Here is a 23,670-nt window from a genome sequence, read left to right on the forward strand (position 1 = left end):
CGTCAGGCTCGCTCCGCGCGGGGTTGCAGGTGAGCAATCTCACCATTCATCCGTCAGGGGCGGATCGGGCGTCGAGGTCCACGCCCCCCTTCTACACCCGCACGATGAGGGCATCGCCCTGGCCGCCGCCACCGCAGAGGGCGGCCGCACCGATGCCGCCGCCACGGCGCTTCAGTTCCAGGGCCAGGTGCAGCAGGATGCGGGCGCCGGACATGCCGAGCGGGTGGCCGATCGAGATGGCGCCGCCGTTGACGTTGACCTTCTCCGGGTCCAGGCCGAGCTTGCGGGTGGAGGCCACGCCCACCGCGGCGAAGGCCTCGTTGATCTCGACCAGATCCAGATCGGCCGGGGAGATGCCCTCCTTCGCACAGGCCTTGGCGATCGCGTTGGCCGGCTGGTCCTGCAGGGTCGAATCGGGACCGGCCACCACACCGGCGGCGCCGATCTCGGCGATCCAGCTCAGACCCAGCTCTTCGGCCTTGGCCTTGCTCATCACGACCACGGCCGCAGCACCGTCGGAAATCTGCGAGGCGGTACCCGCGGTCACCGTGCCGTCCTTGCGGAACGCGGGCCGCAGCTTGCCGAGCGACTCCACCGTGGTGTCGGCGCGGATGCCCTCGTCGGTGCTGACATACACCGGATCACCCTTGCGTTGCGGCACCGCCACCGGCACCACTTCGTCGTCGAAGACGCCGTTCTTCCAGGCGGCCGCGGCCCGCTGATGTGAGGCGGCGGCGAAGGCGTCCTGCTCCTCGCGGCTGATCTTGTCGAGGTCGTTGCGCTCCTCGGTGAGCAGGCCCATGGCCTGATCGGTGATCACATCGTGCAGGCCGTCGTAGGCCATGTGATCGACGAGGGTGGTGTCGCCGTACTTGAAGCCCTCCCGGCTCTTCGGCAGCAGGTGCGGGGTCTGCGTCATCGACTCCATCCCGCCGGCCACGACGATCTCGTGCTCACCGGCGCGGATCAGCTGATCGGCGACCGCGATAGCGTTGATCCCGGACAGGCAGACCTTGTTGATCAGCATCGACGGGACATCCATCGGGATACCGGCCGCGATGGCGGCCTGGCGCGCGGGCAGCTGGCCGGCGCCGGCCTGCAACACCTGGCCGAGCACGACGTAGTCCACCTGTTCGGGCGCCACGCCACCCTTCTCCAGGGCCGCCTTGATCGCGATCCCGCCGAGATCCGAGGCCTTGAAGTTCTTCAGGCCGCCCAGCAGCCTGCCGACCGGGGTACGCGCACCGGAGACGATCACGGAAGTGGTCACGACGATCCTCGCTCTTCTCATCGACACGGCTGCTGGCAGCCACACTCGAGCGGCTGCGATGAGCCACTGCTACTACCCAACGGTAACCGGTACCGGCGCCCGGGCGGCTGCCGGGCCGTCGTACGTTCGAGGGGTGACTACCGAGAACTCCTTCATCCCGGCCGACTACGTCATCGCCATCGACCACGTCGGCGTAGCGGTGCCCGATCTCGACGCCGCCGTCGCCTGGTACACCGACAACCTCGGCATGGTCGAGACCCATCGTGAGGTGAACGAGAGCCAGGGCGTTCAGGAGGCGATGCTCTCCTGCCCGGCCGCAGCCGACCGGGCCGCGGCACTGCAACTGCTGGCGCCGTTGAACGCGGAGTCGACGATTGCCAAGTTCATCGATCGCAGCGGTCCGGGACTACAACAACTTGCTTACCGCGTCACCGACATCGAGGCGGTATCGACCTATCTGCGCGACCGGGGCCTGCGTTTGCTGTACGAGGCTCCCCGGCACGGAACCGCGGATTCCCGCATCAACTTCCTGCACCCGAAGGATGCTGGCGGTGTGCTGATCGAACTGGTGGAGCCGAATCCGAATGTTACGCACTAGTACGGGGATCGGGCCGGTAAATCTCGGCCCGATCACATTTGCGGTCGAGTCTCCACGCGCGCGCCGCAGGCTTTATTGTGTGTGCCATGTCGTCACCTGAGTCCGATCGCAATCGCTTCGTTGCACTGCCCTTCACTGTTGTGCGCAAGGGTTATGCGCAAGACGAGGTGCGCAACTACTTCGACCGCTTCGACGCGGAACTGAGGGTCACCGCCACCGACCGGGACGCTGCCGCCGCGCAGGCCCGTAATCTCGCCGGCCAGCTCGAGGATGCTCGCGACGAGATCGACGAGCTGCGCAAGGAGGTCGACCGGCTCTCCGTGCCGCCGACCACCGCCGAGGGCATGTCCGATCGTATTTCGCGCATGCTGCGCCTGGCGTCCGACGAGGCTTCCGAGGTCCGCGCCCTGGCGCAGGCCGAGGCCGCCGAGATGGTCTCCATCGCCGAGCAGCAGGCGAACGAGATGCGCGGCAAGTACGAGTCGCTACTGGCGGAGACCAAGGAGAAGCGCGAGGCGCTCGAAGTCGAGTTCGAGCAGACCCTCGCGAATGCGCGCACCGAGTCCACCAAGATCATCGAGGCCGCCCAGGCCGAGGCCGAGCGCCACGGCAAGGAGGCCGAGGCCAAGCGCAAGGCCACCCAGCAGGACTTCGAGGCCACCATGGCCGACCGTCGCACCAAGCTGACCCGGGCGATGGAGGAGCTGGAGGCCACCAGCCGCGCCGAGGCCGCGCAGCGGATCAAGGACGCGACCGACGAGGCCAACCGCCTCATCACCTCTGCGACCCAGACCTCCGAGCGCAAGATCGCCCACGCCAAGGAACTCGCCGAGGAGATGCGGGTGCTGCGTGGCCGGGTGCTGGCTCAGCTGCTCGGTATCCGGGGTCAGCTCGATTCGGTGCCGGCCATGCTGGCCGCGGTCAACCGGGAGAGCGAACTGCTCGACGGCGCACCGGAGAAGAACCAGAAGTCGATCGGCGGGAACAACGCCAAGCAGGTGTCGGGCGGCAAGGGTGCCAAGGAGATCTCCGAGGCCACCGACAGCGAGGACACCGAGGACGAGCGCGAGGACGCCGAAGTCGCCAACTGACTTCACAGGCCGCGATCGGACACACACGACATCGGCTGGATCACAACAGAAAACACCGAAGGCCGCCCCGTTCCGGGGCGGCCTTCCGCATCTTTCGGCCGATCGGGCGCCCCGGAATCAGGACCAGCGGCGGGTGATCCGGCGAGTCCGCCGGCCCTTCCAGCACCCCTGGTGCCAGTGTCGGCGGTCGTCCTCGCCGCCGTCCACCGCCCAGGCCACGATGTGCGCGACGCCGGGCATGATCTCGTGGTCGCAGCCCGGGCACCGGTAGGTCTTCACCGCGCGGCTACCGGGAACCGTTCGCACCACATAGGTTTCGTCGCCGTCGGGACCGGATTCGGTGCGCGCGAAAACGTCCCCGATCGGCGGCGGGGCCGAACGGGCGGATCGGGGCTTACGGCGGGGCATGGTGGCGATCCGGCCTCCGGGCTCAGAAGAGCCGGAAAACGTTGCTCTCGGTGCCGCGCAGGGCGTCGTAATCCAACGTCTGGCACCGGATACCCCGGTCCTCGGCCAGGGTTCGAGCCTGCGGCTTGATCTGCTGGGCCGCGAACACCCCCGACACCGGTGCCAGCAACGGGTCCCGGTTCAGCAGTTCCAGATACCTGGTGAGCTGTTCGACGCCGTCGATCTCACCGCGCCGCTTGATCTCCACCGCCACCGTGCCGCCGTCCGCATCCCGGCAGAGCAGGTCGACCGGGCCGATCGCGGTCATGTACTCCCGGCGGATGAGGGTGTAGCCCTCGCCGAGCGTGGTGACATGCTCGGCGAGCAACTCCTGCAGATGTGCCTCGACCCCGTCCTTCTCCAGGCCGGGATCCACGCCGAGATCGTGCTCGGAATCGTGTTCGATCGCGGCGATGCTGATCCGCAGTTCCTCACCGGCCTTGTTCATCACCACCCAGACGGTGTCCACCCCCTCGGGCACCGCCGGCACCTGGGCACCGGTGACATCGATTTCGTTGAGCCAGCAGGGCGGGCTCATCCAGTTCAGCGGCTTGTAGGAACCGCCGTCGGAGTGGACCAGCACCGAGCCATCGGCTTTCAACATCAGCAGCCGGCGAGCCATCGGGAGGTGGGCGGTCAGCCGACCCGAATAGTCGACCTGGCAACGAGCAATCACAAGGCGCACCGCCCCAGTCTAGGCAGGCTCGGGGCCGAACCCGCAAACCGGCCGATGGTGTGGCAACAGGATGCAGACACACCGATGGCCCCTGCCCGAAACCGTCCAGGTTCCGCACAGGGGCCATCGTAAATGTATGTTCCGGCGGTGTCCTACTCTCCCACACCCTGTCGAGTGCAGTACCATCGGCGCTGGTGACCTTAGCTTCCGGGTTCGGAATGGGACCGGGCGTTTCCCCACCGCTAAAACCGCCGTAACTCTATGAAACTATCCAACAAACCACCACACCCCCCAACGAGGGAGTGTGCCGGACCCGGAACATCCCGGACCCCAGCAATGGTTCGTGTGTTGTTTCAGACACCACACAGTGGACGCGTAACACCTTCATCTTTTATAAGCCCTCGACCTATTAGTACCGGTCACCTACACACATTACTGCGCTTCCAGTTCCGGCCTATCAACCCCATCATCTGTAGGGGGCCTTACCCACTCGAAGGTGGTGAGAAACCTCATCTAGGAACAGGCTTCCCGCTTAGATGCTTTCAGCGGTTATCCCTCCCGAACGTAGCCAACCAGCAATGCACTTGGTAGCACAACTGACACACCAGAGGTTCGTCCGTCCCGGTCCTCTCGTACTAGGGACAGCCTTCCGCAAGTTTCTGACGCGCGCGGCGGATAGAGACCGAACTGTCTCACGACGTTCTAAACCCAGCTCGCGTGCCGCTTTAATGGGCGAACAGCCCAACCCTTGGGACCTACTCCAGCCCCAGGATGCGACGAGCCGACATCGAGGTGCCAAACCATCCCGTCGATATGGACTCTTGGGGAAGATCAGCCTGTTATCCCCGGGGTACCTTTTATCCGTTGAGCGACACCGCTTCCACACGCCGGTGCCGGATCACTAGTCCCGACTTTCGTCCCTGCTCGACCTGTCGGTCTCACAGTCAAGCTCCCTTGTACACTTGCACTCGACACCTGATTGCCAACCAGGCTGAGGGAACCTTTGGGCGCCTCCGTTACCCTTTAGGAGGCAACCGCCCCAGTTAAACTACCCACCAGGCACTGTCCCTGAACCAGATCATGGTCCGAAGTTAGAAGCCCAATACGACCAGAGTGGTATTTCAACGACGACTCCACAAACACTGGCGTGCCCGCTTCACAGTCTCCCACCTATCCTACACAAACCGTACCGAACACCAATACCAAGCTATAGTGAAGGTCCCGGGGTCTTTTCGTCCTGCCGCGCGTAACGAGCATCTTTACTCGTAATGCAATTTCGCCGAGTCTGTGGTCGAGACAGCAGAGAAGTCGTTACGCCATTCGTGCAGGTCGGAACTTACCCGACAAGGAATTTCGCTACCTTAGGATGGTTATAGTTACCACCGCCGTTTACCGGGGCTTAAATTCTCAGCTTCGCAACCCAAAAGGTCGCTAACCGGTCCTCTTAACCTTCCGGCACCGGGCAGGCGTCAGTCCGTATACATCGTCTTACGACTTCGCACGGACCTGTGTTTTTAGTAAACAGTCGCTTCTCTCTGGTCTCTGCGACCCAACCCAGCTCCCCGAGCAAGTCGGTTCACCGGATCGGGCGCCCCTTCTCCCGAAGTTACGGGGCCATTTTGCCGAGTTCCTTGACCACAGTTCTCTCGATCGCCTCGGTATTCTCTACCTGACCACCTGTGTCGGTTTGGGGTACGGGCCGTGTACCAACTCACTAGAGGCTTTTCTCGGCAGCATAGGATCACTGAATTCACCACAACGGCTACGCATCACCTCTCAGGCTCCATGCTGTGCGGATTTACCTACACAACGCCCTACAGGCTTACACCAGTACAACCACTGACTGGCCCAGCTACCTTCCTGCGTCACCCCATCGCTTGACTACTACCACGAGGGTCCCGCGCAGCACTTTTGGGTCTCCCGAAGGAGATCCCGCCAGATTTGGGCGGTTAGCACCATGGATTCACCATTGGGCGCGGATACACGGGTACGGGAATATCAACCCGTTGTCCATCGACTACGCCTGTCGGCCTCGCCTTAGGTCCCGACTCACCCTGGGCGGATTAACCTGCCCCAGGAACCCTTGGTCATCCGGCGGACGAGTTTCTCACTCGTCTTTCGCTACTCATGCCTGCATTCTCACTCCCATAGCCTCCACAGTTGGATCACTCCACCACTTCCACGGCTACAGGACGCTCCCCTACCCACCCCAACCACTGCCCCGAAGGGAATGTATATGTTGGAGTGCCGCGGCTTCGGCGGTGTACTTGAGCCCCGCTACATTGTCGGCGCAGGACCACTTGACCAGTGAGCTATTACGCACTCTTTCAAGGGTGGCTGCTTCTAAGCCAACCTCCTGGTTGTCTCAGCGATCCCACATCCTTTTCCACTTAGTACACGCTTAGGGGCCTTAGCCGGCGATCTGGGCTGTTTCCCTCTCGACTACGAAGCTTATCCCCCGCAGTCTCACTGCCGCACTCTCACTCACCGGCATTCGGAGTTTGGCTGACTTCGGTAAGCTTGTAGGCCCCCTAGGCCATCCAGTAGCTCTACCTCCGGCGAGAAACATGCGACGCTGCACCTAAATGCATTTCGGGGAGAACCAGCTATCACGGAGTTTGATTGGCCTTTCACCCCTACCCACAACTCATCCCCTCAGTTTTCAACCTAAGTGGGTTCGGGCCTCCACAACATCTTACTGCTGCTTCACCCTGGCCATGGGTAGATCACTCCGCTTCGGGTCCATAATGTGCGACTCAACGCCCTCTTCGGACTCGCTTTCGCTACGACTACCCCACACGGGTTAACCTCGCCACACACCGATGACTCGCAGGCTCATTCTTCAAAAGGCACGCCATCACCAAACAAGTCGGCTCTGACGGATTGTAAGCGCACGGTTTCAGGTACTATTTCACTCCCCTCCCGGGGTACTTTTCACCTTTCCCTCACGGTACTAGTCCGCTATCGGTCACCAGGTAGTATTCAGGCTTACCGGGTGGTCCCGGCAGATTCACAGCAGATTCCACGGGCCCGCTGCTACTCGGGCATCACTCACGCCAGCCGCCATGTTTTCAGTTACGGGACTCTCACCCTCTACGGCAGACCTTTCCAGGCCACTTCACCTAACACAACGGTTTCTGACTGACGCTCACCACGGCAGTGATGAGAAGAGCAACCCCACAACCCCACACATGCAACGCCTGCCGGCTATCACACACACATGGTTTAGCCTCATCCGCTTTCGCTCGCCACTACTCACGGAATCACATATTGTTTTCTCTTCCTGTGGGTACTGAGATGTTTCACTTCCCCACGTTCCCTCCACACACCCTATATATTCAGATGCGGGTAACACGACATCACTCGTGCTGGGTTTCCCCATTCGGAAATCCTCGGATCACAGCTCGGTTGACAGCTCCCCGAGGCATATCGCAGCCTCCCACGTCCTTCATCGGCTCCTGGTGCCAAGGCATCCACCGAACGCTCTTAAACACTTACAAAGACAAAGATGCTCGCGTCCACTGTGCAGTTCTCAAACAACACACCCACCAGACCAACACCCTGTCGCCGGCCGGAGCACACACCCCGCGGTACGAACCAGAAAACCTGGCGGATCGTTTCTTGCCTAGAAAGAACGCCTGTTCTTTCAGGACCCAACAGTGTGCCGACTACAATCCAACACTCATCATCATTATCCGACTCCGAGCCACGCTGGCGCATGTCAGTGTTCCACCCATGAGCAACCACCGAACCACATTCGAGTTCGTAATGGCCTCTGCCAGAACGACATCCACCCTCTGGTGGCACGTCTGGAGAATGCTCCTTAGAAAGGAGGTGATCCAGCCGCACCTTCCGGTACGGCTACCTTGTTACGACTTCGTCCCAATCGCCGATCCCACCTTCGACAGCTCCCTCCCACAAGGGGTTAGGCCACCGGCTTCGGGTGTTACCGACTTTCATGACGTGACGGGCGGTGTGTACAAGGCCCGGGAACGTATTCACCGCAGCGTTGCTGATCTGCGATTACTAGCGACTCCAACTTCACGGGGTCGAGTTGCAGACCCCGATCCGAACTGAGACCGGCTTTAAGGGATTCGCTCCACCTCACGGTATCGCAGCCCTCTGTACCGACCATTGTAGCATGTGTGAAGCCCTGGACATAAGGGGCATGATGACTTGACGTCGTCCCCACCTTCCTCCGAGTTGACCCCGGCAGTCTCTCACGAGTCCCCGCCATAACGCGCTGGCAACATAAGATAAGGGTTGCGCTCGTTGCGGGACTTAACCCAACATCTCACGACACGAGCTGACGACAGCCATGCACCACCTGTACACCAACCACAAGGGGGGCCGTATCTCTACGGCTTTCTGGTGTATGTCAAACCCAGGTAAGGTTCTTCGCGTTGCATCGAATTAATCCACATGCTCCGCCGCTTGTGCGGGCCCCCGTCAATTCCTTTGAGTTTTAGCCTTGCGGCCGTACTCCCCAGGCGGGGTACTTAATGCGTTAGCTACGGCACGGATCCCGTGGAAGGAAACCCACACCTAGTACCCACCGTTTACGGCGTGGACTACCAGGGTATCTAATCCTGTTCGCTACCCACGCTTTCGCTTCTCAGCGTCAGTTACTTCCCAGAGACCCGCCTTCGCCACCGGTGTTCCTCCTGATATCTGCGCATTTCACCGCTACACCAGGAATTCCAGTCTCCCCTGAAGTACTCAAGTCTGCCCGTATCGACCGCAAGCTCGAAGTTGAGCCCCGAGTTTTCACGATCGACGCGACAAACCGCCTACAAGCTCTTTACGCCCAGTAATTCCGGACAACGCTCGCACCCTACGTATTACCGCGGCTGCTGGCACGTAGTTGGCCGGTGCTTCTTCTACAGGTACCGTCACTCTCGCTTCGTCCCTGTCGAAAGAGGTTTACAACCCGAAGGCCGTCATCCCTCACGCGGCGTCGCTGCATCAGGCTTCCGCCCATTGTGCAATATTCCCCACTGCTGCCTCCCGTAGGAGTCTGGGCCGTGTCTCAGTCCCAGTGTGGCCGGTCGCCCTCTCAGGCCGGCTACCCGTCGTCGCCTTGGTAGGCCATTACCCCACCAACAAGCTGATAGGCCGCGGGCCCATCCCGTACCGATAAATCTTTCCACCAACCCCCATGCGAGAGATGGTCATATCCGGTATTAGACCCAGTTTCCCAGGCTTATCCCAGAGTACAGGGCAGATCACCCACGTGTTACTCACCCGTTCGCCGCTCGTGTACCCCGAAGGGCCTTACCGCTCGACTTGCATGTGTTAAGCACGCCGCCAGCGTTCGTCCTGAGCCAGGATCAAACTCTCCGTTGAAGACTCACAACCACACCCCCAAAGGGATGCAATCAGATCTAAACTAGAGTCCGAAAACCTAGCAAAACGCCAGCCGGAAATTAGCTGACTATAAATGTCCGACACCCACACGGGGGTGCAAGCATCGGAACCAAAAACAATTTTGGCACTGACATTCATCGACACACTATTGAGTTCTCAAAGAACACACGCACGAACGGAGACACCGAACTCATCCGGAGCTTCCGTAAGGCAACTGTTCCAACCTAGCTCGGCGAATGCGTCTCAGTCAAGTCGAACTTGACGTGACACTCGCCACAGACAGGCAACTGTCAGGCGCTCATCGTCCTACCTCGTTTTCCCGGTCTTAGATCGGGGCACTGGGCCCTGCGTCTCAGCTCCGGGTCGGTGTCCGTGTCGCTCTGACTCGTAATAAGTTACGTGCCGCCCAACAGGAAGTCAAATCGCCTGGTCAGCAACGGTTTCTGCGACCACCGCACCCACCCGTTCGACACTGCCGCCGAGGGACTGCAGTTGTTCCACGAAATTCGGGTAGCCGCGGTCGATATGGAAGACATCGTGGACCTCGGTGGTGCCGTCGGCGACCAGACCGGCCAGCACCAGACCGGCGCCGGCCCGGATATCGGACGACCAGACAGGTGCACTGGACAGCTGCGGGATTCCGCGGACCACGGCGTGATGCCCATCGGTGCGGGCATCGGCACCGAGCCGGATCATCTCCTCCACGAACCGGAATCGCGCCTCGAAGATGTTCTCGGTGATCATCGAGGTCCCGTCGGAGATCGCGGCGAGACCGATGGCCATCGGCTGTAGGTCCGTCGGGAATCCCGGGAACGGCAGCGTCGAGAAGTTGACCGCACGCGGCCGCTCGGCTTGTACGACGTGGAAACCGTCGGGTTCGTAGGAGATCCGAGCACCGGCCGAACGCAGTTTGTCCAGCACCAGCGACAGATGCTTGGGGTTGACTCCGGTGACGCGTACGTCCCCCTCGGTCATCGCCGCCGCGATTCCCCAGGTGGCGGCGACGATCCGGTCTCCGATCACCCGGTGCGTGGTCGGCGCCAGCCGTTCCACCCCCTGGATGGTGAGCACCGACGTGCCGGCGCCGGCAATTCGAGCGCCCATCTGGACGAGCATGTGGCACAGGTCCACGATGTCGGGTTCGCGTGCGGCGTTGTCGATCACCGTCTCCCCCTCGGCGAGAACGGCGGCCATCAGAATGTTCTCCGTGGCACCGACGGACGGGAAGTCCAGGCGGATCCGGGCTCCCTGCAGTTCGTCGGCGCGGGCGACCACGCAGCCGTGCTCGATCTCGCTGGTGGCGCCGAGCAGCCGCAAGCCGGCCTGGTGCATATCCAGCGGGCGGGAGCCGATCGCATCACCGCCCGGCAGTGCCACGACGGCGCGTCGGCATCGGGCCATCAGCGGACCGAGCACACACACCGACGCCCGGAACTGCGTGACCGCGGGGAAGTCCGCGTGGTACTTCGGCTCGGTCGGCGTCACGATGGTGACCACGGAACGGTCGCCGGGCGCATCGTCGGAGATCGTCACATCGCAGCCGAGCCCGCGCAGCACCTCGGCCATCAGCGGGACATCGAGGATGTCCGGGCAATTGGTGATGGTGGTCGTCCCCTCGGCCAGCAACGCCGCCGCCATCAGTTTCAGGACGCTGTTCTTCGCGCCACCCACTGCGACTTCACCGACGAGCCGATTGCCCCCGGAGACCAGAAACCGTTCACTCACCCCGTCAGCTTATCGACCCGTCCGGGGTCCCGTGAGCGGCCCGCCGGGATCGGCACCGGCGCTTCGGGCCACCGGCGCGCTCACTCCGCGCCGGCGCCCGGCCGCCAGAGCACATCGCCGTCCGGATTGGCCACCCGGCACAGGATGAACAGCAGGTCGGACAGTCGATTCAGGTACTTCGCCGGCAGGATGCCGGTGCGGTCCGGATACTCGGCGACCGCGGCCCAGGCAGCGCGTTCGGCCCGGCGAACCACGGTGCGGGCGGTATGCAGCAGAGCCGCCAGCGGAGTGCCACCGGGCAGGATGAAGGAGTTCAGCGGAGCCAGTTCCGCATTGAACTGGTCGCACCAGTGCTCCAGGCGCTCGATGTAGGGTTCGGTGATCCGCAACGGCGGATAGGCGGGGTCCTCGACAATCGGGGTGGACAGATCGGCCCCGGCGTCGAACAGATCGTTCTGTACCTGGCGCAGGACCTCCAGCAGGCGCGGCTCGGGTGCGCCGAGCGCGATCGCGACACCGAGGGCGGCATTCGCCTCGTCACAGTCGGCGTAGGCGATCAGCCGCGGATCGGTCTTGGTCACCCGGGAGAAATCGCTCAAACCGGTGCTGCCGTCATCGCCGGTACGGGTGTAGATCCTGGTGAGATGCACTCCGGACCGGCGTCGGCGGTCCGATTCGGCACCGGCCGCCCGTTCGGTGCGGGCAGGTTCGTCGGCGTTGTCCATACGTTCCCCAGATCGGACGGTGCGATTCAGTTCGGCCCGCGCATCCGGCGGGCCCGGTCGGATGGGCGGGATTCCACCCAGGAGAGGAAGGCGGCCATCGAACCGCGGTCCAGGGCCAGCTCGTAGCCACCGGCCGGATCGGTCACACCGACCACCAGGATGTCGTCGCTCATGATGTCGTGCTCATCGCCCTGTGGACCACGTCGCTCGACGATTTCGAGGCCCTGGCGCTGTACCCGCGAATCGGCACCCCACTTCAGGCTGGTCAGCTTGAAGAAGACCAGCCGGTCCTCGTCGTACCGGATCAGCCCGTGCCGCCACCCGTGGCCGCCCTCGGCAGGCAGCACCCGCAGCAGCGCTGCGGTACCACCTCGACGCAACATCATCAGCCGATAGGTGGAGGTGCCCGCCAGGAGCACGAGCGCCAGCACCAGAATGATCAGAACAACCATCCCGGTCTGCAATGCCGTACGTCCCTTCGCTCCGGTGCCGGTGCCGAACTCGCGGACACTGCCGCGCCGACACCTTCCGCCCATTCAACCACGACCCGCGACGGCCGTCGCCGACCGGTGGCACCGGATGACGAAAATACCGCTGCCGGTGTCGAACTCGGTCGAGTTCGACACCGGCAGCGGTCGTTCAGGGTATGCCGGATCAGGCCGGGGTGGTCTTCTCCACCGCGCGAACCTGCCCCTGGGCCACCAGCAGCTCCTCCGGAGTTGCCTCGGCATCGGACAGCACCCGCTTGGCCTGCTCGACATCGACTTCACCGGAGAGCTGTGCCGACTCGGCCAGCACCCGGACCGAGGTAGCGGTCACCGAGAAGAATCCGCCGTGCACGGCCGCGACGATCTGCTCGCCCTCGGCCGGCACGATGGTCACGGTGCCGCCCTCGACCAGCTGGCCGAGCACCGGCTCGTGGCCCGGCATGATGCCGATCTGCCCCTCGGTGGTCTGCGCACTGACGAACGAGGCCCGGCCGGACCAGAGCTTGCGCTCGACGGCAACCAGGTCGACTTCCATATCCGCCATCGGTGACTACTTTCCGGCGATCTTCTTCGCGGCCTTCTCGACATCGTCGAGGCCACCGCAGGAGTTGAACGCCTGCTCCGGGAAGTGATCGAACTCGCCCTTGCAGACCCGGTCGAAGTCGTCGATGGTCTGCTCCAGCGGCACCACCGAGCCGTCCTCGCCGGTGAACTTCTTCGCCACGAGGAAGTTCTGGCCGAGGAACTTCTCCAGTCGGCGAGCCCGGCCGACGATGACCTTGTCCTCTTCGGACAGTTCGTCCATACCGAGGATGGCGATGATGTCCTGCAGCTCCTTGTACTTCTGCAGGATCCGCTTCACCTCGTTGGCCACCGCGAAGTGCCGCTCACCGACGATCGAGGCCTCCAGGATGCGGGAGGTCGAGGTCAGCGGGTCGACGGCGGGGTAGATGCCCTTCTGCGAGATCGGGCGGGAGAGCTCGGTCGTCGCATCCAGGTGGGCGAAGGTGGTCGCCGGTGCGGGGTCGGTGTAGTCGTCGGCGGGCACGTAGATGGCCTGCAGCGAGGTGATCGACTTACCGCGGGTCGAGGTGATGCGCTCCTGCAGCTCACCCATCTCGTCGGCCAGCGTCGGCTGGTAACCGACGGCCGAGGGCATGCGGCCGAGCAGGGTCGACACCTCGGAACCGGCCTGGGTGAACCGGAAGATGTTGTCGATGAACAGCAGCACGTCCTGGTGCTGCACGTCGCGGAAGTACTCGGCCATGGTCAGGGCCGACAGCGCGACGCGCATACGGGTGCCCGGCGGCTCGTCCATCTGGCCGAAGACGAGGGCGGTGTCCTGGAGGACGCCCATCTCCTCCATCTCCAGGTGCAGGTCGGTGCCCTCACGGGTGCGCTCACCGACGCCGGCGAACACCGAGGTACCGGAGAACTCCCGGGCGATACGGGTGATCATCTCCTGGATCAGCACGGTCTTGCCGACACCGGCACCACCGAACAGACCGATCTTGCCGCCCTTCACGTACGGGGTCAGCAGGTCGATGACCTTGATGCCGGTCTCGAGGATCTCGGTCTTACCCTCGAGCTGGTCGAAGCTCGGCGGCTTGCGGTGGATGCCCCAGTTCTCGCCGTCGCGGCCCGTGCCCGGCGCGTCCAGGCAGTCGCCCAGCGCATTGAACACGTGGCCCTTGACGACGTCGCCGACCGGCACCGAGATCGGCTTCTCGGTGTCGACGACGGTGGCGCCGCGCACCAGGCCATCGGTCGGCTGCATCGAAATGGTGCGCACGATGTTGTCACCCAGGTGCTGGGCGACCTCGAGGGTCAGGGTCTTGGCCACCGAGGCCAGCTCGACCTTCGCGTGCAGAGCGTTGAACAGCTCGGGAACGGAGCCACGCGGGAACTCGACGTCCACGACGGGGCCGATGATCCGGACGACGCGGCCCGCGGCAGCGCCTGCCCGGCTCGAGTTGTCTTGTGTGACAGCTGCGGTCATTGGTGTTGATTCTCTTCCGTGTCGATGAGGCTTAATCGCGATCCGAGCCCGACGCCAGCGCATTCACGCCGCCGACGATTTCGCTGATCTCCTGCGTGATGTTGGCCTGGCGCAACGAGTTCGCCTGGCGAGACAGCACGGTGGCCAGCTCGTCGGCATTGTCGGTCGCGGCCTTCATTGCGGTGCGCCGAGCCGCCGACTCGGATGCCGCTGCCTCGAGCAACGACGCGTAGATGCGCGTGTTGATGTATTTGGGCAGCAACGCGCCCAGCAGCACATCGGCGTCCGGCTCGAATTCGTACTGCGCCGAGACCTCCGCGAGCGGCGAATCGGACATCATGTCCTCGCCCATCTCGAAGTTCTCGTCGACGTAGCTGACCTGGATCGGCGCCAGCCGACGCACCTCCGGGGTCTGGGTCAGCATCGACACGAACCGCGTGTACACGATGTGCAGTTCGTCGACACCGGCGATGTTTCCGGTGCCGTTCGGCGCCGGCACCTCACCGTCGGAGCCCGCCATGAACGCCTCGACCAGGTGTCCGCAGGCAGCCGAAGCATCGGTGTACTTCGGCTGCTGCGAGAAACCGGTCCACGAGGAGACGAACGGACGGTTGCGGAAGGTGTAGTACGTGAGGCCCTTGTTGCCCATCACGTACAGCACCGGCTCCTTGCCCTCGCCGCGCAGTGTGGTCATCAATTCCTCGGCGCGCTTGAGCACGTTGGAGTTGTAGCCACCACACATACCGCTGTCACTGGTGATCACCAGAATCGCGGCCCGACGGACCTCGGCCCGCTCGGTCAGCAGCGGGTGCGACAGGTTCTTCGATGCGCTCGCCAGTTCGCCGAGGACCTCGGTGATCTCTTCGGCGTACGGCTTCGCGGCCTCGACCCGGGCTTGAGCCTTGGCAATACGCGAGGTCGCGATCAGTTCCTGGGCCTTGGTGATCTTCTTGATCGACTTCACACCACGAATACGGGAGCGCAATTCACGCAAGCTTGCCATCAGCGGTTCACACTCCCCTCATTCGCCTCAGTGTTGTGCAGCATGGAAGGACCCGGCCTACTTCTCGACGTGCTTGCGGGTGACCGACAGCGACTCGACCTCTTCGTGGTCCAGCTCGCCGGCCGCAGGCTCGTTCACGACCCGGGTACCGTCGGAGGCCAGGAAGCCCTGCTTGAACTTGTCGGTCTCCGCCTTCAGCAGCTCGGCAGCCTCACCGCCGATCGGCTTGGCGCCACCCTCCAGCGCGTCGAAGGAGCTCTGCGCCGAGCTGTGCAGGTACTCCAGCAGCTCACCGTTGAAACGACGGATGTCGTCAACCGGCACGGAGTCGTAGTAGCCGGCGTCGGTCAGGTAGATCGACACGATCTGGTCCTCGACCGCGACCGGGGAGTACTGGTTCTGCTTGAGCAGCTCCACCCAGCGGGCACCGCGCTCCAGCTGGGCCAGCGACGCGGCATCCAGGTCGGAGGCGAAGGCGGAGAACGCCTCCAGCTCGCGGTACTGCGCCATTTCCAGACGCAGCGAACCGGCGACCTTCTTCATGGCCTTGGTCTGGGCGGCACCACCGACACGGGAGACCGAGGTACCGACGTTGATCGCCGGGCGGACGCCCTTGTTGAACAGGTCGGACTCCAGGAATACCTGGCCGTCGGTGATGGAGATGACGTTGGTCGGAATGAACGCCGAGACGTCACCGGCCTTGGTCTCGATGATCGGCAGGCCGGTCATCGACCCGGCACCCATCTCGTCGGACAGCTTGGCGCAACGCTCCAGCAGCCGCGAGTGCAGGTAGAAGACGTCACCCGGGTAGGCCTCACGACCCGGCGGACGACGCAGCAGCAGCGAGATGGCGCGGTAGGCCTCGGCCTGCTTGGTCAGGTCGTCGAACACGATCAGGACGTGCTTGCCCTGGTACATCCAGTGCTGGCCGATGGCCGAACCGGTGTAGGGGGCCAGCCACTTGAAGCCGGCCGAGTCGGAGGCCGGAGCCGCGACGATGGTGGTGTACTCCATCGCGCCGTGCTCCTCCAGTGCGGACTTGACGCCCGCGATGGTGGAACCCTTCTGACCGATGGCGACGTAGATGCAGCGCATCTGCTTGGTCGGGTCGCCCGACTCCCAGTTCGCCTTCTGGTTCAGGATGGCGTCGATGCAGACCGCGGTCTTGCCGGTCTTGCGGTCACCGATGACCAGCTGACGCTGGCCGCGGCCGATGGCGGTCAGCGCGTCGATCGCGGTGATGCCGGTGGCCATCGGCTCCTCGACCGGCTGGCGCTCCAGCACGGTCGCGGCCTGCAGCTCCAGCACGCGGCGGTCGTCGGACTCGATCTCGCCGAGGCCGTCGATCGGCTGGCCGAGCGGGTTGACCACACGACCGAGGAACTTGTCACCCACCGGCACCGAGAGCACGTCGCCGGTCCGGCGGACCTCCATGCCCTCCTCGATGGTGGCGTACTCGCCGAGGATGACGGCACCGATCTCGGTGTCCTCGAGGTTCAGCGCGACGCCGAGCACACCGCCCGGGAACTCGAGCAGCTCGTTGGCCATTGCCGAGGGCAGGCCGCTGATGTGCGCGATACCGTCGCTGGTGTCGGTGACGACACCGACCTCTTCGATAGAAGTTTCCGGGGTGTAGCTCTGGGTGTAGCTCTCGATCGCGCTACGGATCTCGTCGGAGGAGATCGTCAGCTCCGCCATGTTGTTCCTGCTCTCGCTGTGGTCTCGAATGTCGGGGGGTGTGGGGCTGGGGAACGTCCGTCAGGACAGTTCCCGGCGCAGCCGCTCCAGTCGGCCGGTGGCGCTGCCGTCGATCACGTCGTCTCCGACGCGCACGACGATTCCGCTCAACAGCGTCGGGTCGACCTGCACGTGCACGGTGACCGCCTTGCCGTAGGTGCGCTGCAGTGCGGCGGACAGCTTCTCCCGCTGCTGCGGGGTCAGCGCGATCGCGGCACGCGCATGGGCGACGATCTGATCGCGGCGGGCCGCGGCCAGATCGGACAGGGCGTCGAACGCGACGCCGATGTTGTTGCTCCGCCGCCGGGTCACGGCCTGCTCGGCCAGGGTGACCGTGATCGGCTCGGCCTTGCCGTTGAGCAACCGCTCGACCAGGGCACGGCGGGCCGCGGCGGGCTTGGCCTGATCGGACAGGGCCTGCTCCAGCTCCGGGTTGTCGGCGATGATCCGGCCGAGCCGGAACAGCTCGTCCTCCACTGCCTCCAGCCGGCCGCTGTCGGCGGCCGACTCCAGCAGGGCCTCCTGCCCGAGCAGGACCAGGGTGTCGACCAGGTCGGCGGTGCGGGACCAGTCCTGGGCCACCGCGGTGGTCAGCACTGCCTGGGTGGCAGCGCTGACCTTGCCGCCGAAGACCCGCTCACTGAGCTCGGCGCGCGCCGAGCCCGGCACCGACACGTCCGCGAGCGCTACACGCAGCGAACGCTGGTCGTCCAGCACGGCGACAACGGCGAACAGTTCCGACCCCGTCGTGGCCGCAACACTGTCACTTCCGGTCAGAGCGGCCCGAAGCGCCTCCCGGGACCGGGAGCTGGCCTCGCGGCTCGCTGCGTACATGCTTCTCACTTTCGCTGTGTCCATTCCTGCCTGGACGGGACGGCCTGCGTGGTTACGCTCCGCTCCCGCCTCCGGCCGTTGACCCGCTCAGGCATGGTTACCTTCCGACCCCGATGCCGGCGCCTGCGTCGTCGAGCTCGCTGAGGAACTTGTCGATCGCAGCTGCCTGCTTGGCTTCGTCCGAAACCGACTGCCCGATGATCTTCTCGGCCAGGTCGACGGCCGTCCGGCCGACGTCGGAGCGCAGCTCGGTCAGGATCTGCTGGCGCTGGGCTTCCAGCTGGGCGTGACCCGCAGCGATGATGCGATCGCTTTCGGCCTGGGCGTCCTGGCGCATCTGCGCCAGAATCTGCTGACCCTGGGTGCGCGCATCCTCACGGATACGGGCAGCCTCGAGCCGCGCATCGGCCAGCTGCTGCTGGTACTGCTGCAGCGTCTGCTGGGCTTCTTCCTGTGCCTTCTCGGCGCGGGCGATGCCGCCCTCGATCTTGTCCGAACGCTCATCCAGCACCTTGGTGACGCGTGGAATCACGTACTTCCAGAACAGGAAGCCGATTACTGCGACGCAGACGATCGACCAGACGATGTCATACGTAGCCGGAAGCAGAGGATTCACATCCTCTCCTGCTTCTGCGGCGAGCGTGGTGAACTCGTACATCGGAATCAGAAGATGAAGCCGGCGACGAGGCCGATCAGGGCCAGGGCTTCGGTGAAGGCGATACCGAGGAACATGTTGGTACGGATCTGGCCGGCGAGCTCGGGCTGACGGGCCAGGCCCTCGATGGCCTTACCGACGACGATGCCGACGCCGATGCCCGGGCCGATTGCGGCGAGGCCGTAGCCGATGGCGCCGTAGCCGGTGGCGTTGGTCTCGACGGCTTCCTGGGCCAGGTACGAGAGGCTCATGAGTCTTCCATTCCCTTTCTTTTGCTCACCCGCCGGTCGGCGCGTGACGCAGATTCTGTCGGTGGTCGGTCGGTACGGGTGGTCAGTGGTCGGCGGCGTGCTGCGCCAGGCCGATGTAAACAGCGGTCAGCAGTGCGAACACATAGGCCTGCAAGAAGATGACCAGCAGTTCGAACAGCGTGAAGCCGATTCCGGCCAGCAGGGAGAAGGGCGAGAACACCTTCATCCAAGCAGTGGCGTCGAAGAGGAAGTACCAGGTGGCGCTGAAGAACAGCACCAGCATGATGTGGCCGGCCAGCATGTTCGCCATGAGTCGGACGGTCAGCGTGAACGGGCGCAGGACGAACGTCGAGATGAACTCGATCGGAATCAGCAGGACGTGCAGGGCAACCGGCACATCCGGGACCACGATGCTGCTACGCACGTACTTGAAGAACCCGTACTTCTTGATGCCGACATAGTTGAACGCGATGTAGGCAATCGCCGCGAGCACGATCGGCATGCCGATCCTGGCGTTCGACGAGATATTCAGGAAGGGGACGATACTGGTGAAGTTCAGGAACAGCACCGTGAAGAAGATCGTTGCGATCAGCGGCAGGAACCGGCGGCCGGTCTCCTTACCGAGCACTTCTTCACAGATCTGTTCCTTGACGAAGACCACCGCCATCTCGGCGACATTCTGCAGGCCACGCGGCACGAGGCGCGGCGAGCGGAACGCCAGCACGAACACGGCGACGATCACGGCTGTCATCAGCAGCCGGATCAGCATCAGTCGATCGAGTTCGAACGGCGTACCCTCGAACAGCACGGCCGGGGGGAAGAAGTCGGACAGCGATGGCGCGTGGAACTCGGCTGCCAAGGTGGTGACGCTCAGCGTTCTCTCCCGTGTTCGGGCCGCAGGTACGGTTTGTTCCCGCGGTTCGATCGGACATTGACGATCAATTTGGGTCGACTCCGGTCGGCTCGAATTTCGTCGGCGCCACCGGAAGATTTCCGGCGACCGCCCGTACGGGTGTCGGCGACATCGTCGACATGCTTCAGCCGGATCGATGACCCGGATCGGCAGTCAGCATAGCGATGAGTGACGGGATCGTGGTGATCCCCCCTGCTCACTCAGGGATCTACCCCTCGTTTGGTCGCTTGCTTACCAACACTTTACCAAGTCATCTACGACATTGTGTAGCTGGGTGAGATCATTCCTGTTCGGGGGCCGTTTCGCTGTCACCCGCGCGTGTCGTGACGTACGGAACCTTCTGGCGCAGAGCGCCATACGTCTCCGCACCGAGCACGATGAGCAGGGCGCCCACCACCGTCAGGAACAGGGTCGGCCGGCTGTAGAAATCGAACTGGTTCAAGATCCCCACGACCACCAGCACGACCAGCACTTTCCCGACCCAGCTGACCAGCAGGACCAGGCCGGCGGTACTCGGCGGCAGCTTGGCGCCGAACAGCACGGCCGCCACCGTGGTCAGGATGAATCCGCCACCGATGGCGGCACCCAGCAGCGCACCCCACAACCCGGCCGAACCGGCGAACAGCAGACCCAGCAGCATCGACACCGGAACCAGCACACCCAGACCGATCAGTCCGTAGCGCAGCGCTGCCCGCAGCGGCGCATCGGGGCCGGGCAAGGTCTTCCGGTCATCGCTCACGAGCCGCACTCTACCTTGCGCCGGAGCCCGACCGAACGGCCGCATCCGGGCGGCGCAGCGACGGAATCGCGGTCACGACCAGCGCGAACACCAGACCCGCTGCGACCAGCAGCACCACCACCCGCCGGTCCATCAGCGATGTGCCGACCGCACCGAACGCCAGCACCCCGACCCACAGGTAGATCACCAGTACGACGCGGCGGTGCGAATGCCCGATCTGCAGCAGCCGGTGATGCAGATGCATCTTGTCCGGTGTAGTGAAACTCACTCCGGCCCGGGTGCGGCGCACGATCGCCAGCAGCAGATCCAGCACCGGAATGAACATCACCGCGCCGACCAGCAGCAGCGGTGACAGCAGGCCGACGATATCGCGGGGTCCGTATCCGGTCAGCGGGATGCGGCCGGAGGCGCCGGTCGAAATCGCGGCCAGCATCAGGCCGATCAGCATCGAGCCGGAGTCGCCCATGAATATCCGCGCCGGCTGGAAGTTGTGTGGCAGGAAACCGAGACAGGCACCGGCCAGTGCGGCAGCCAGCAGCGCCGGCGGGTAGGTGTCCACCGAACCACCCTGGTCGAAGAGCAGGCCCACGGTGAATACGAAGACCGCCAGCGCACAGATCAGCCCGAGACCGGCGGCGAGACCGTCGAGACCGTCGACGAAGTTCATCGCGTTCACCAGCGTCACCGTGATCCCGACGGTGATCAGGCCACCCTGCAGTGCGTCGAGCACCACCGTGGTGTCGCTGAACGGGTTGTACAGGACATACCAGGCCAGGCCCATCACGGTCATCACACCGGCGGCGGTGACCTGCCCGGCGAATTTGGTGAGCGCGTCCAGGCCCCACCGGTCGTCGACGATGCCGACCAGCACGATGAGGGTCGCGGCGACCAGGACCGCCGGAATGTCCGGGGCGAAATCGAAACCACGGCGCAACGCCGGCAGCTGATGAGCGAACAGCACCGCGGCAACCACGCCGATGTACATGCCGACGCCACCCATCCGCGGGATCGGCTCGGAATGCACATCCCGGGCACGCGGCACCGCGATCGCGCCGAACCCGATCGCGAGGACCCGGATGCCGCCGGTGGCGAGGAAGGTTGCCGTGGCCGAGACGAGCAGCACGAGCAGCAGCTCGCGCAGGGGTACGACGGCGCTCATCCGATTCCGCGGATCACCGGAGCGCCTGGTCCAGCAGAGCTTCGGGGGTGGTCCCGAGCACCTCGGCCACATCGGGCGCCGGCACCGCACCCTCCCGCAGGATGCGCGGCTGGTCGGCGGTCAGGTCCACGATCGTGGAGGCGACCGCATGTTCGGCCGGCCCGCCGTCGAGGTAGACGTTGACCAGCGAGCCCAGCTGTTCCCGCGCCTGTTCGGCGGTGCTCGCCGGCGGCTGCCCGGAGACGTTCGCGCTGGACACCGCCAGCGGGCCGACCTCACGCAGCAGTTCCAGGGCGACCGGATGCAGCGGCATCCGCAGCATCACCGAGCCCCGGGTGTCGCCGAGGTCCCAGGCGAGGGAGGGCGCCTGCTGCACCACCAGGCTCAGCCCGCCAGGCCAGAACGCCCGGATCAGCTCCCGGGCCTGCGGGCGTACGGAGAACACCAGACCGTCGATGGTGTGCCAGGAACCGACGAGCACCGGCACCGGCATATCCCGGCCACGCCGCTTCGCCGCCAGCAGATCCTGCACGGCTGCCGAATCGAAGGCGTCCGCCGCCAGCCCGTACAACGTGTCGGTGGGCATGACCACCAGCCGACCCGATTTCAACGCACTGGTCGCCGCTTTCAGGCCGGCGGCCCGGGTATCGGCATCCGAACAGTCGTAGACGGTACTCACGGACCCCAGCCTAACCGGGGGAAGTTCCCCGCAGACACGCGACCGCCGCCACCCCACCGCCTGCCCGACGGATCCGCACGCCGCCGCTCACCGTCCTCGCCGACCGCATTCCCGGGGTGCCACACCAGCCGGATCCCGTGAAGCCCGCGGCCGCCCAGCGTGCACTCGGCATCGGCGGCTACGGACCAGGCCGATCGAGAAGCTGCTGCGGTGGAGTGCCATACCTCGTCGACAGCGTCCTCGGCCGGCTCGGTACCGGCGCTGGACGCCAGTCCTCTCTGCTGGGACACGCCGACGCTGTCGAGTTCGAGACGCGGATGCCCGCGCAATGGCGGTCTGTAGCGCTTCGTGCCGACATCTCACGCCGTGCGCCGCGACCCGAACTGTGTACCGCGACTCAGGCCGTGCGCCGCGCGGTGACGAAGCGGGGGCGTTCGGCGAGATCGGTGTGCTCGGTGATGTCGGTGTACGGGCCCTCGCTGAGGAGGACGGCGACGCCGGTTCCGTTGGTGTCGTCGTGTTCGATGGCGGTGGCGCCGCCGGGCCGCAGCAGGCGGGTGACGTTGGGCAGCAGGCCGCGGATCACGTCGAGGCCGTCCGGGCCGCCGAACAGGGCCCGGTGCGGATCGTGGTCGGCGACCTCGGGGGGCAGATCGGCCCGGTCCGGGACGTAGGGCGGGTTGCTGACCAGCAGGTCCACCCGCCCGGTGAGGCCTGGCAGCAGCGCCGGATCGGTGACATCGTCGTCGTACAGCGTGATGGGGGTGTCCCCGGCCGCGATGCACACATCGGCATTACGGCGGGCCCAGGCCGCAGCCTGCGGGTCCAGCTCCACTGCGTGCACATCGGCGTCCGGGCGGGCGTGTGCCAGGGCCAGCGCCAGGGCCCCGGAGCCGGTGCAGAAATCGACCACGACCGGGGTGTGGTCGTGCGGCAGGGTCTCCAGCCAGGCCAGCGCCCAGGCGAACAGCAGCTCGGTCTCGGGTCGCGGGACGAAGACGCCGCGCCCCACCGCCAGATCGACATCCCCCATCGCGGCGGTGCCGGTGAGATGCTGCAGTGGCTCCCGGGCCGCCCTGCGGTCGACCAGCGCCTGGTAGTCGGCCAGCAGGGCCGGCTCCACCATCGGCACCAGCGCGAGCCGGGTGCGCGCCACCCCGAGCAGATGTGCGGCGAGCAGCTCGGCATCCGCCATCGGGCTCGCAACCCCGGCGGCCTGCAGTTTCTCTGCCGCGGCGAGGACGGCCGGGCGCAATGCGGTTCGGGTCACGGTCTCATTCTGCGCCTACCGGCGGCCGGGGCACTCTCATCGGG

20 protein-coding genes and 3 rRNA genes are annotated in these 23,670 nt (G+C 64.7%); 2 read left to right on the forward strand and 21 right to left on the reverse strand.

Annotated elements, in window-relative coordinates; genetic code table 11:
• Window positions 1–91: 91 nt before the first annotated feature.
• Window positions 92–1,270: an acetyl-CoA C-acetyltransferase gene (locus AC1HFH_RS21875; protein ID WP_480244655.1), complete on the reverse strand. Its 1,179-nt coding sequence runs from the start codon at window positions 1,268–1,270 to the stop codon at window positions 92–94.
• Between the two features lie 133 nt (window positions 1,271–1,403).
• Here AC1HFH_RS21875 and mce point away from each other — a divergent pair, with 133 nt between their 5' ends.
• On the forward strand, window positions 1,404–1,868 hold the full coding sequence (gene mce / locus AC1HFH_RS21880) for a methylmalonyl-CoA epimerase (RefSeq protein WP_480244656.1): 465 nt from the start codon (window positions 1,404–1,406) through the stop codon (window positions 1,866–1,868).
• A gap of 86 nt (window positions 1,869–1,954) precedes the next feature.
• Window positions 1,955–2,959, forward strand: coding sequence for a hypothetical protein (locus AC1HFH_RS21885; protein WP_480244657.1), 1,005 nt, complete (start codon window positions 1,955–1,957; stop codon window positions 2,957–2,959).
• Window positions 2,960–3,076: 117 nt separating this feature from the next.
• On the opposite strand, the gene AC1HFH_RS21890 is transcribed toward AC1HFH_RS21885, so the two are convergent.
• From AC1HFH_RS21890 to prmC, 20 genes are all read right to left on the reverse strand, one after another.
• On the reverse strand, window positions 3,077–3,367 hold the full coding sequence (locus AC1HFH_RS21890; protein ID WP_480244658.1) for an ATP/GTP-binding protein: 291 nt from the start codon (window positions 3,365–3,367) through the stop codon (window positions 3,077–3,079).
• 22 nt (window positions 3,368–3,389) lie between these two features.
• A complete protein-coding gene (gene nucS / locus AC1HFH_RS21895; protein ID WP_480244659.1) occupies window positions 3,390–4,091 on the reverse strand; it encodes an endonuclease NucS in 702 nt (233 codons plus the stop codon).
• 130 nt (window positions 4,092–4,221) lie between these two features.
• Window positions 4,222–4,338: ribosomal RNA gene (gene rrf, locus AC1HFH_RS21900) — 5S ribosomal RNA — on the reverse strand.
• Between the two features lie 133 nt (window positions 4,339–4,471).
• Window positions 4,472–7,582 (reverse strand): 23S ribosomal RNA (locus AC1HFH_RS21905).
• A gap of 327 nt (window positions 7,583–7,909) precedes the next feature.
• Window positions 7,910–9,428: ribosomal RNA gene (locus tag AC1HFH_RS21910) — 16S ribosomal RNA — on the reverse strand.
• Together the 16S, 23S and 5S rRNA genes form the textbook arrangement of a ribosomal RNA operon.
• Before the next feature lie 438 nt (window positions 9,429–9,866).
• Window positions 9,867–11,174 (reverse strand): UDP-N-acetylglucosamine 1-carboxyvinyltransferase, encoded by a 1,308-nt coding sequence (gene murA, locus AC1HFH_RS21915; RefSeq protein WP_480244660.1) that lies wholly within the window; start codon window positions 11,172–11,174, stop codon window positions 9,867–9,869.
• 80 nt (window positions 11,175–11,254) lie between these two features.
• On the reverse strand, window positions 11,255–11,899 hold the full coding sequence (locus tag AC1HFH_RS21920) for a cob(I)yrinic acid a,c-diamide adenosyltransferase (protein ID WP_480244661.1): 645 nt from the start codon (window positions 11,897–11,899) through the stop codon (window positions 11,255–11,257).
• Between the two features lie 26 nt (window positions 11,900–11,925).
• A complete protein-coding gene (locus AC1HFH_RS21925) occupies window positions 11,926–12,351 on the reverse strand; it encodes a DUF2550 domain-containing protein (protein WP_480244662.1) in 426 nt (141 codons plus the stop codon).
• 202 nt (window positions 12,352–12,553) lie between these two features.
• Complete coding sequence (locus tag AC1HFH_RS21930) at window positions 12,554–12,931, reverse strand: F0F1 ATP synthase subunit epsilon (RefSeq protein ID WP_480244663.1); 378 nt, start codon at window positions 12,929–12,931, stop codon at window positions 12,554–12,556.
• Between the two features lie 6 nt (window positions 12,932–12,937).
• Window positions 12,938–14,386, reverse strand: coding sequence for a F0F1 ATP synthase subunit beta (gene atpD, locus AC1HFH_RS21935; RefSeq protein WP_480244664.1), 1,449 nt, complete (start codon window positions 14,384–14,386; stop codon window positions 12,938–12,940).
• A 31-nt stretch (window positions 14,387–14,417) separates the two neighbouring features.
• Window positions 14,418–15,389, reverse strand: coding sequence for a F0F1 ATP synthase subunit gamma (locus AC1HFH_RS21940; protein WP_480244665.1), 972 nt, complete (start codon window positions 15,387–15,389; stop codon window positions 14,418–14,420).
• 57 nt (window positions 15,390–15,446) lie between these two features.
• Entirely contained in the window at window positions 15,447–17,087 is a 1,641-nt protein-coding gene (gene atpA / locus AC1HFH_RS21945) for a F0F1 ATP synthase subunit alpha (RefSeq protein WP_480244666.1), read from the reverse strand.
• 60 nt (window positions 17,088–17,147) lie between these two features.
• Window positions 17,148–17,960 carry a F0F1 ATP synthase subunit delta gene (locus tag AC1HFH_RS21950; protein ID WP_480244667.1) on the reverse strand — a complete coding sequence of 271 codons (813 nt, stop codon included), beginning with the start codon at window positions 17,958–17,960 and terminating at the stop codon, window positions 17,148–17,150.
• Window positions 17,961–18,057: 97 nt separating this feature from the next.
• Window positions 18,058–18,618: a F0F1 ATP synthase subunit B gene (locus AC1HFH_RS21955; RefSeq protein ID WP_480244668.1), complete on the reverse strand. Its 561-nt coding sequence runs from the start codon at window positions 18,616–18,618 to the stop codon at window positions 18,058–18,060.
• Between the two features lie 5 nt (window positions 18,619–18,623).
• Entirely contained in the window at window positions 18,624–18,866 is a 243-nt protein-coding gene (locus AC1HFH_RS21960) for an ATP synthase F0 subunit C (protein WP_480244669.1), read from the reverse strand.
• An 82-nt stretch (window positions 18,867–18,948) separates the two neighbouring features.
• Window positions 18,949–19,725 (reverse strand): F0F1 ATP synthase subunit A, encoded by a 777-nt coding sequence (atpB, locus tag AC1HFH_RS21965; protein ID WP_480244670.1) that lies wholly within the window; start codon window positions 19,723–19,725, stop codon window positions 18,949–18,951.
• 334 nt (window positions 19,726–20,059) lie between these two features.
• Window positions 20,060–20,527 carry a Cg1360 family ATP-synthase-associated protein gene (locus AC1HFH_RS21970; RefSeq protein WP_480244671.1) on the reverse strand — a complete coding sequence of 156 codons (468 nt, stop codon included), beginning with the start codon at window positions 20,525–20,527 and terminating at the stop codon, window positions 20,060–20,062.
• 1 nt (window position 20,528) lies between these two features.
• Entirely contained in the window at window positions 20,529–21,677 is a 1,149-nt protein-coding gene (locus tag AC1HFH_RS21975; protein WP_480244672.1) for an MraY family glycosyltransferase, read from the reverse strand.
• A 13-nt stretch (window positions 21,678–21,690) separates the two neighbouring features.
• Entirely contained in the window at window positions 21,691–22,356 is a 666-nt protein-coding gene (locus AC1HFH_RS21980) for an L-threonylcarbamoyladenylate synthase (RefSeq protein ID WP_480244673.1), read from the reverse strand.
• 397 nt (window positions 22,357–22,753) lie between these two features.
• On the reverse strand, window positions 22,754–23,626 hold the full coding sequence (prmC, locus tag AC1HFH_RS21985) for a peptide chain release factor N(5)-glutamine methyltransferase (protein ID WP_480244674.1): 873 nt from the start codon (window positions 23,624–23,626) through the stop codon (window positions 22,754–22,756).
• Between the last annotated feature and the right edge of the window lie 44 nt (window positions 23,627–23,670).

It is taken from the genome of Nocardia sp. KT25-26, from assembly GCF_056627695.1.

What these genes read in the sequence shown, in the direction of transcription:
- AC1HFH_RS21885 (WP_480244657.1), top strand. Translation starts at nt 1,955, where the DNA reads ATGTCGTCACCTGAGTCCGATCGCAATCGCTTCGTTGCACTGCCCTTC.
- AC1HFH_RS21890 (WP_480244658.1), bottom strand. Translation starts at nt 3,367, where the DNA reads ATGCCCCGCCGTAAGCCCCGATCCGCCCGTTCGGCCCCGCCGCCGATC.
- AC1HFH_RS21920 (WP_480244661.1), bottom strand. Translation starts at nt 11,899, where the DNA reads ATGGACAACGCCGACGAACCTGCCCGCACCGAACGGGCGGCCGGTGCC.
- AC1HFH_RS21925 (WP_480244662.1), bottom strand. Translation starts at nt 12,351, where the DNA reads ATGGTTGTTCTGATCATTCTGGTGCTGGCGCTCGTGCTCCTGGCGGGC.
- AC1HFH_RS21930 (WP_480244663.1), bottom strand. Translation starts at nt 12,931, where the DNA reads ATGGCGGATATGGAAGTCGACCTGGTTGCCGTCGAGCGCAAGCTCTGG.
- atpD (WP_480244664.1), bottom strand. Translation starts at nt 14,386, where the DNA reads ATGACCGCAGCTGTCACACAAGACAACTCGAGCCGGGCAGGCGCTGCC.
- AC1HFH_RS21940 (WP_480244665.1), bottom strand. Translation starts at nt 15,389, where the DNA reads ATGGCAAGCTTGCGTGAATTGCGCTCCCGTATTCGTGGTGTGAAGTCG.
- atpA (WP_480244666.1), bottom strand. Translation starts at nt 17,087, where the DNA reads ATGGCGGAGCTGACGATCTCCTCCGACGAGATCCGTAGCGCGATCGAG.
- AC1HFH_RS21950 (WP_480244667.1), bottom strand. Translation starts at nt 17,960, where the DNA reads ATGTACGCAGCGAGCCGCGAGGCCAGCTCCCGGTCCCGGGAGGCGCTT.
- AC1HFH_RS21955 (WP_480244668.1), bottom strand. Translation starts at nt 18,618, where the DNA reads ATGTACGAGTTCACCACGCTCGCCGCAGAAGCAGGAGAGGATGTGAAT.
- AC1HFH_RS21960 (WP_480244669.1), bottom strand. Translation starts at nt 18,866, where the DNA reads ATGAGCCTCTCGTACCTGGCCCAGGAAGCCGTCGAGACCAACGCCACC.
- AC1HFH_RS21975 (WP_480244672.1), bottom strand. Translation starts at nt 21,677, where the DNA reads ATGAGCGCCGTCGTACCCCTGCGCGAGCTGCTGCTCGTGCTGCTCGTC.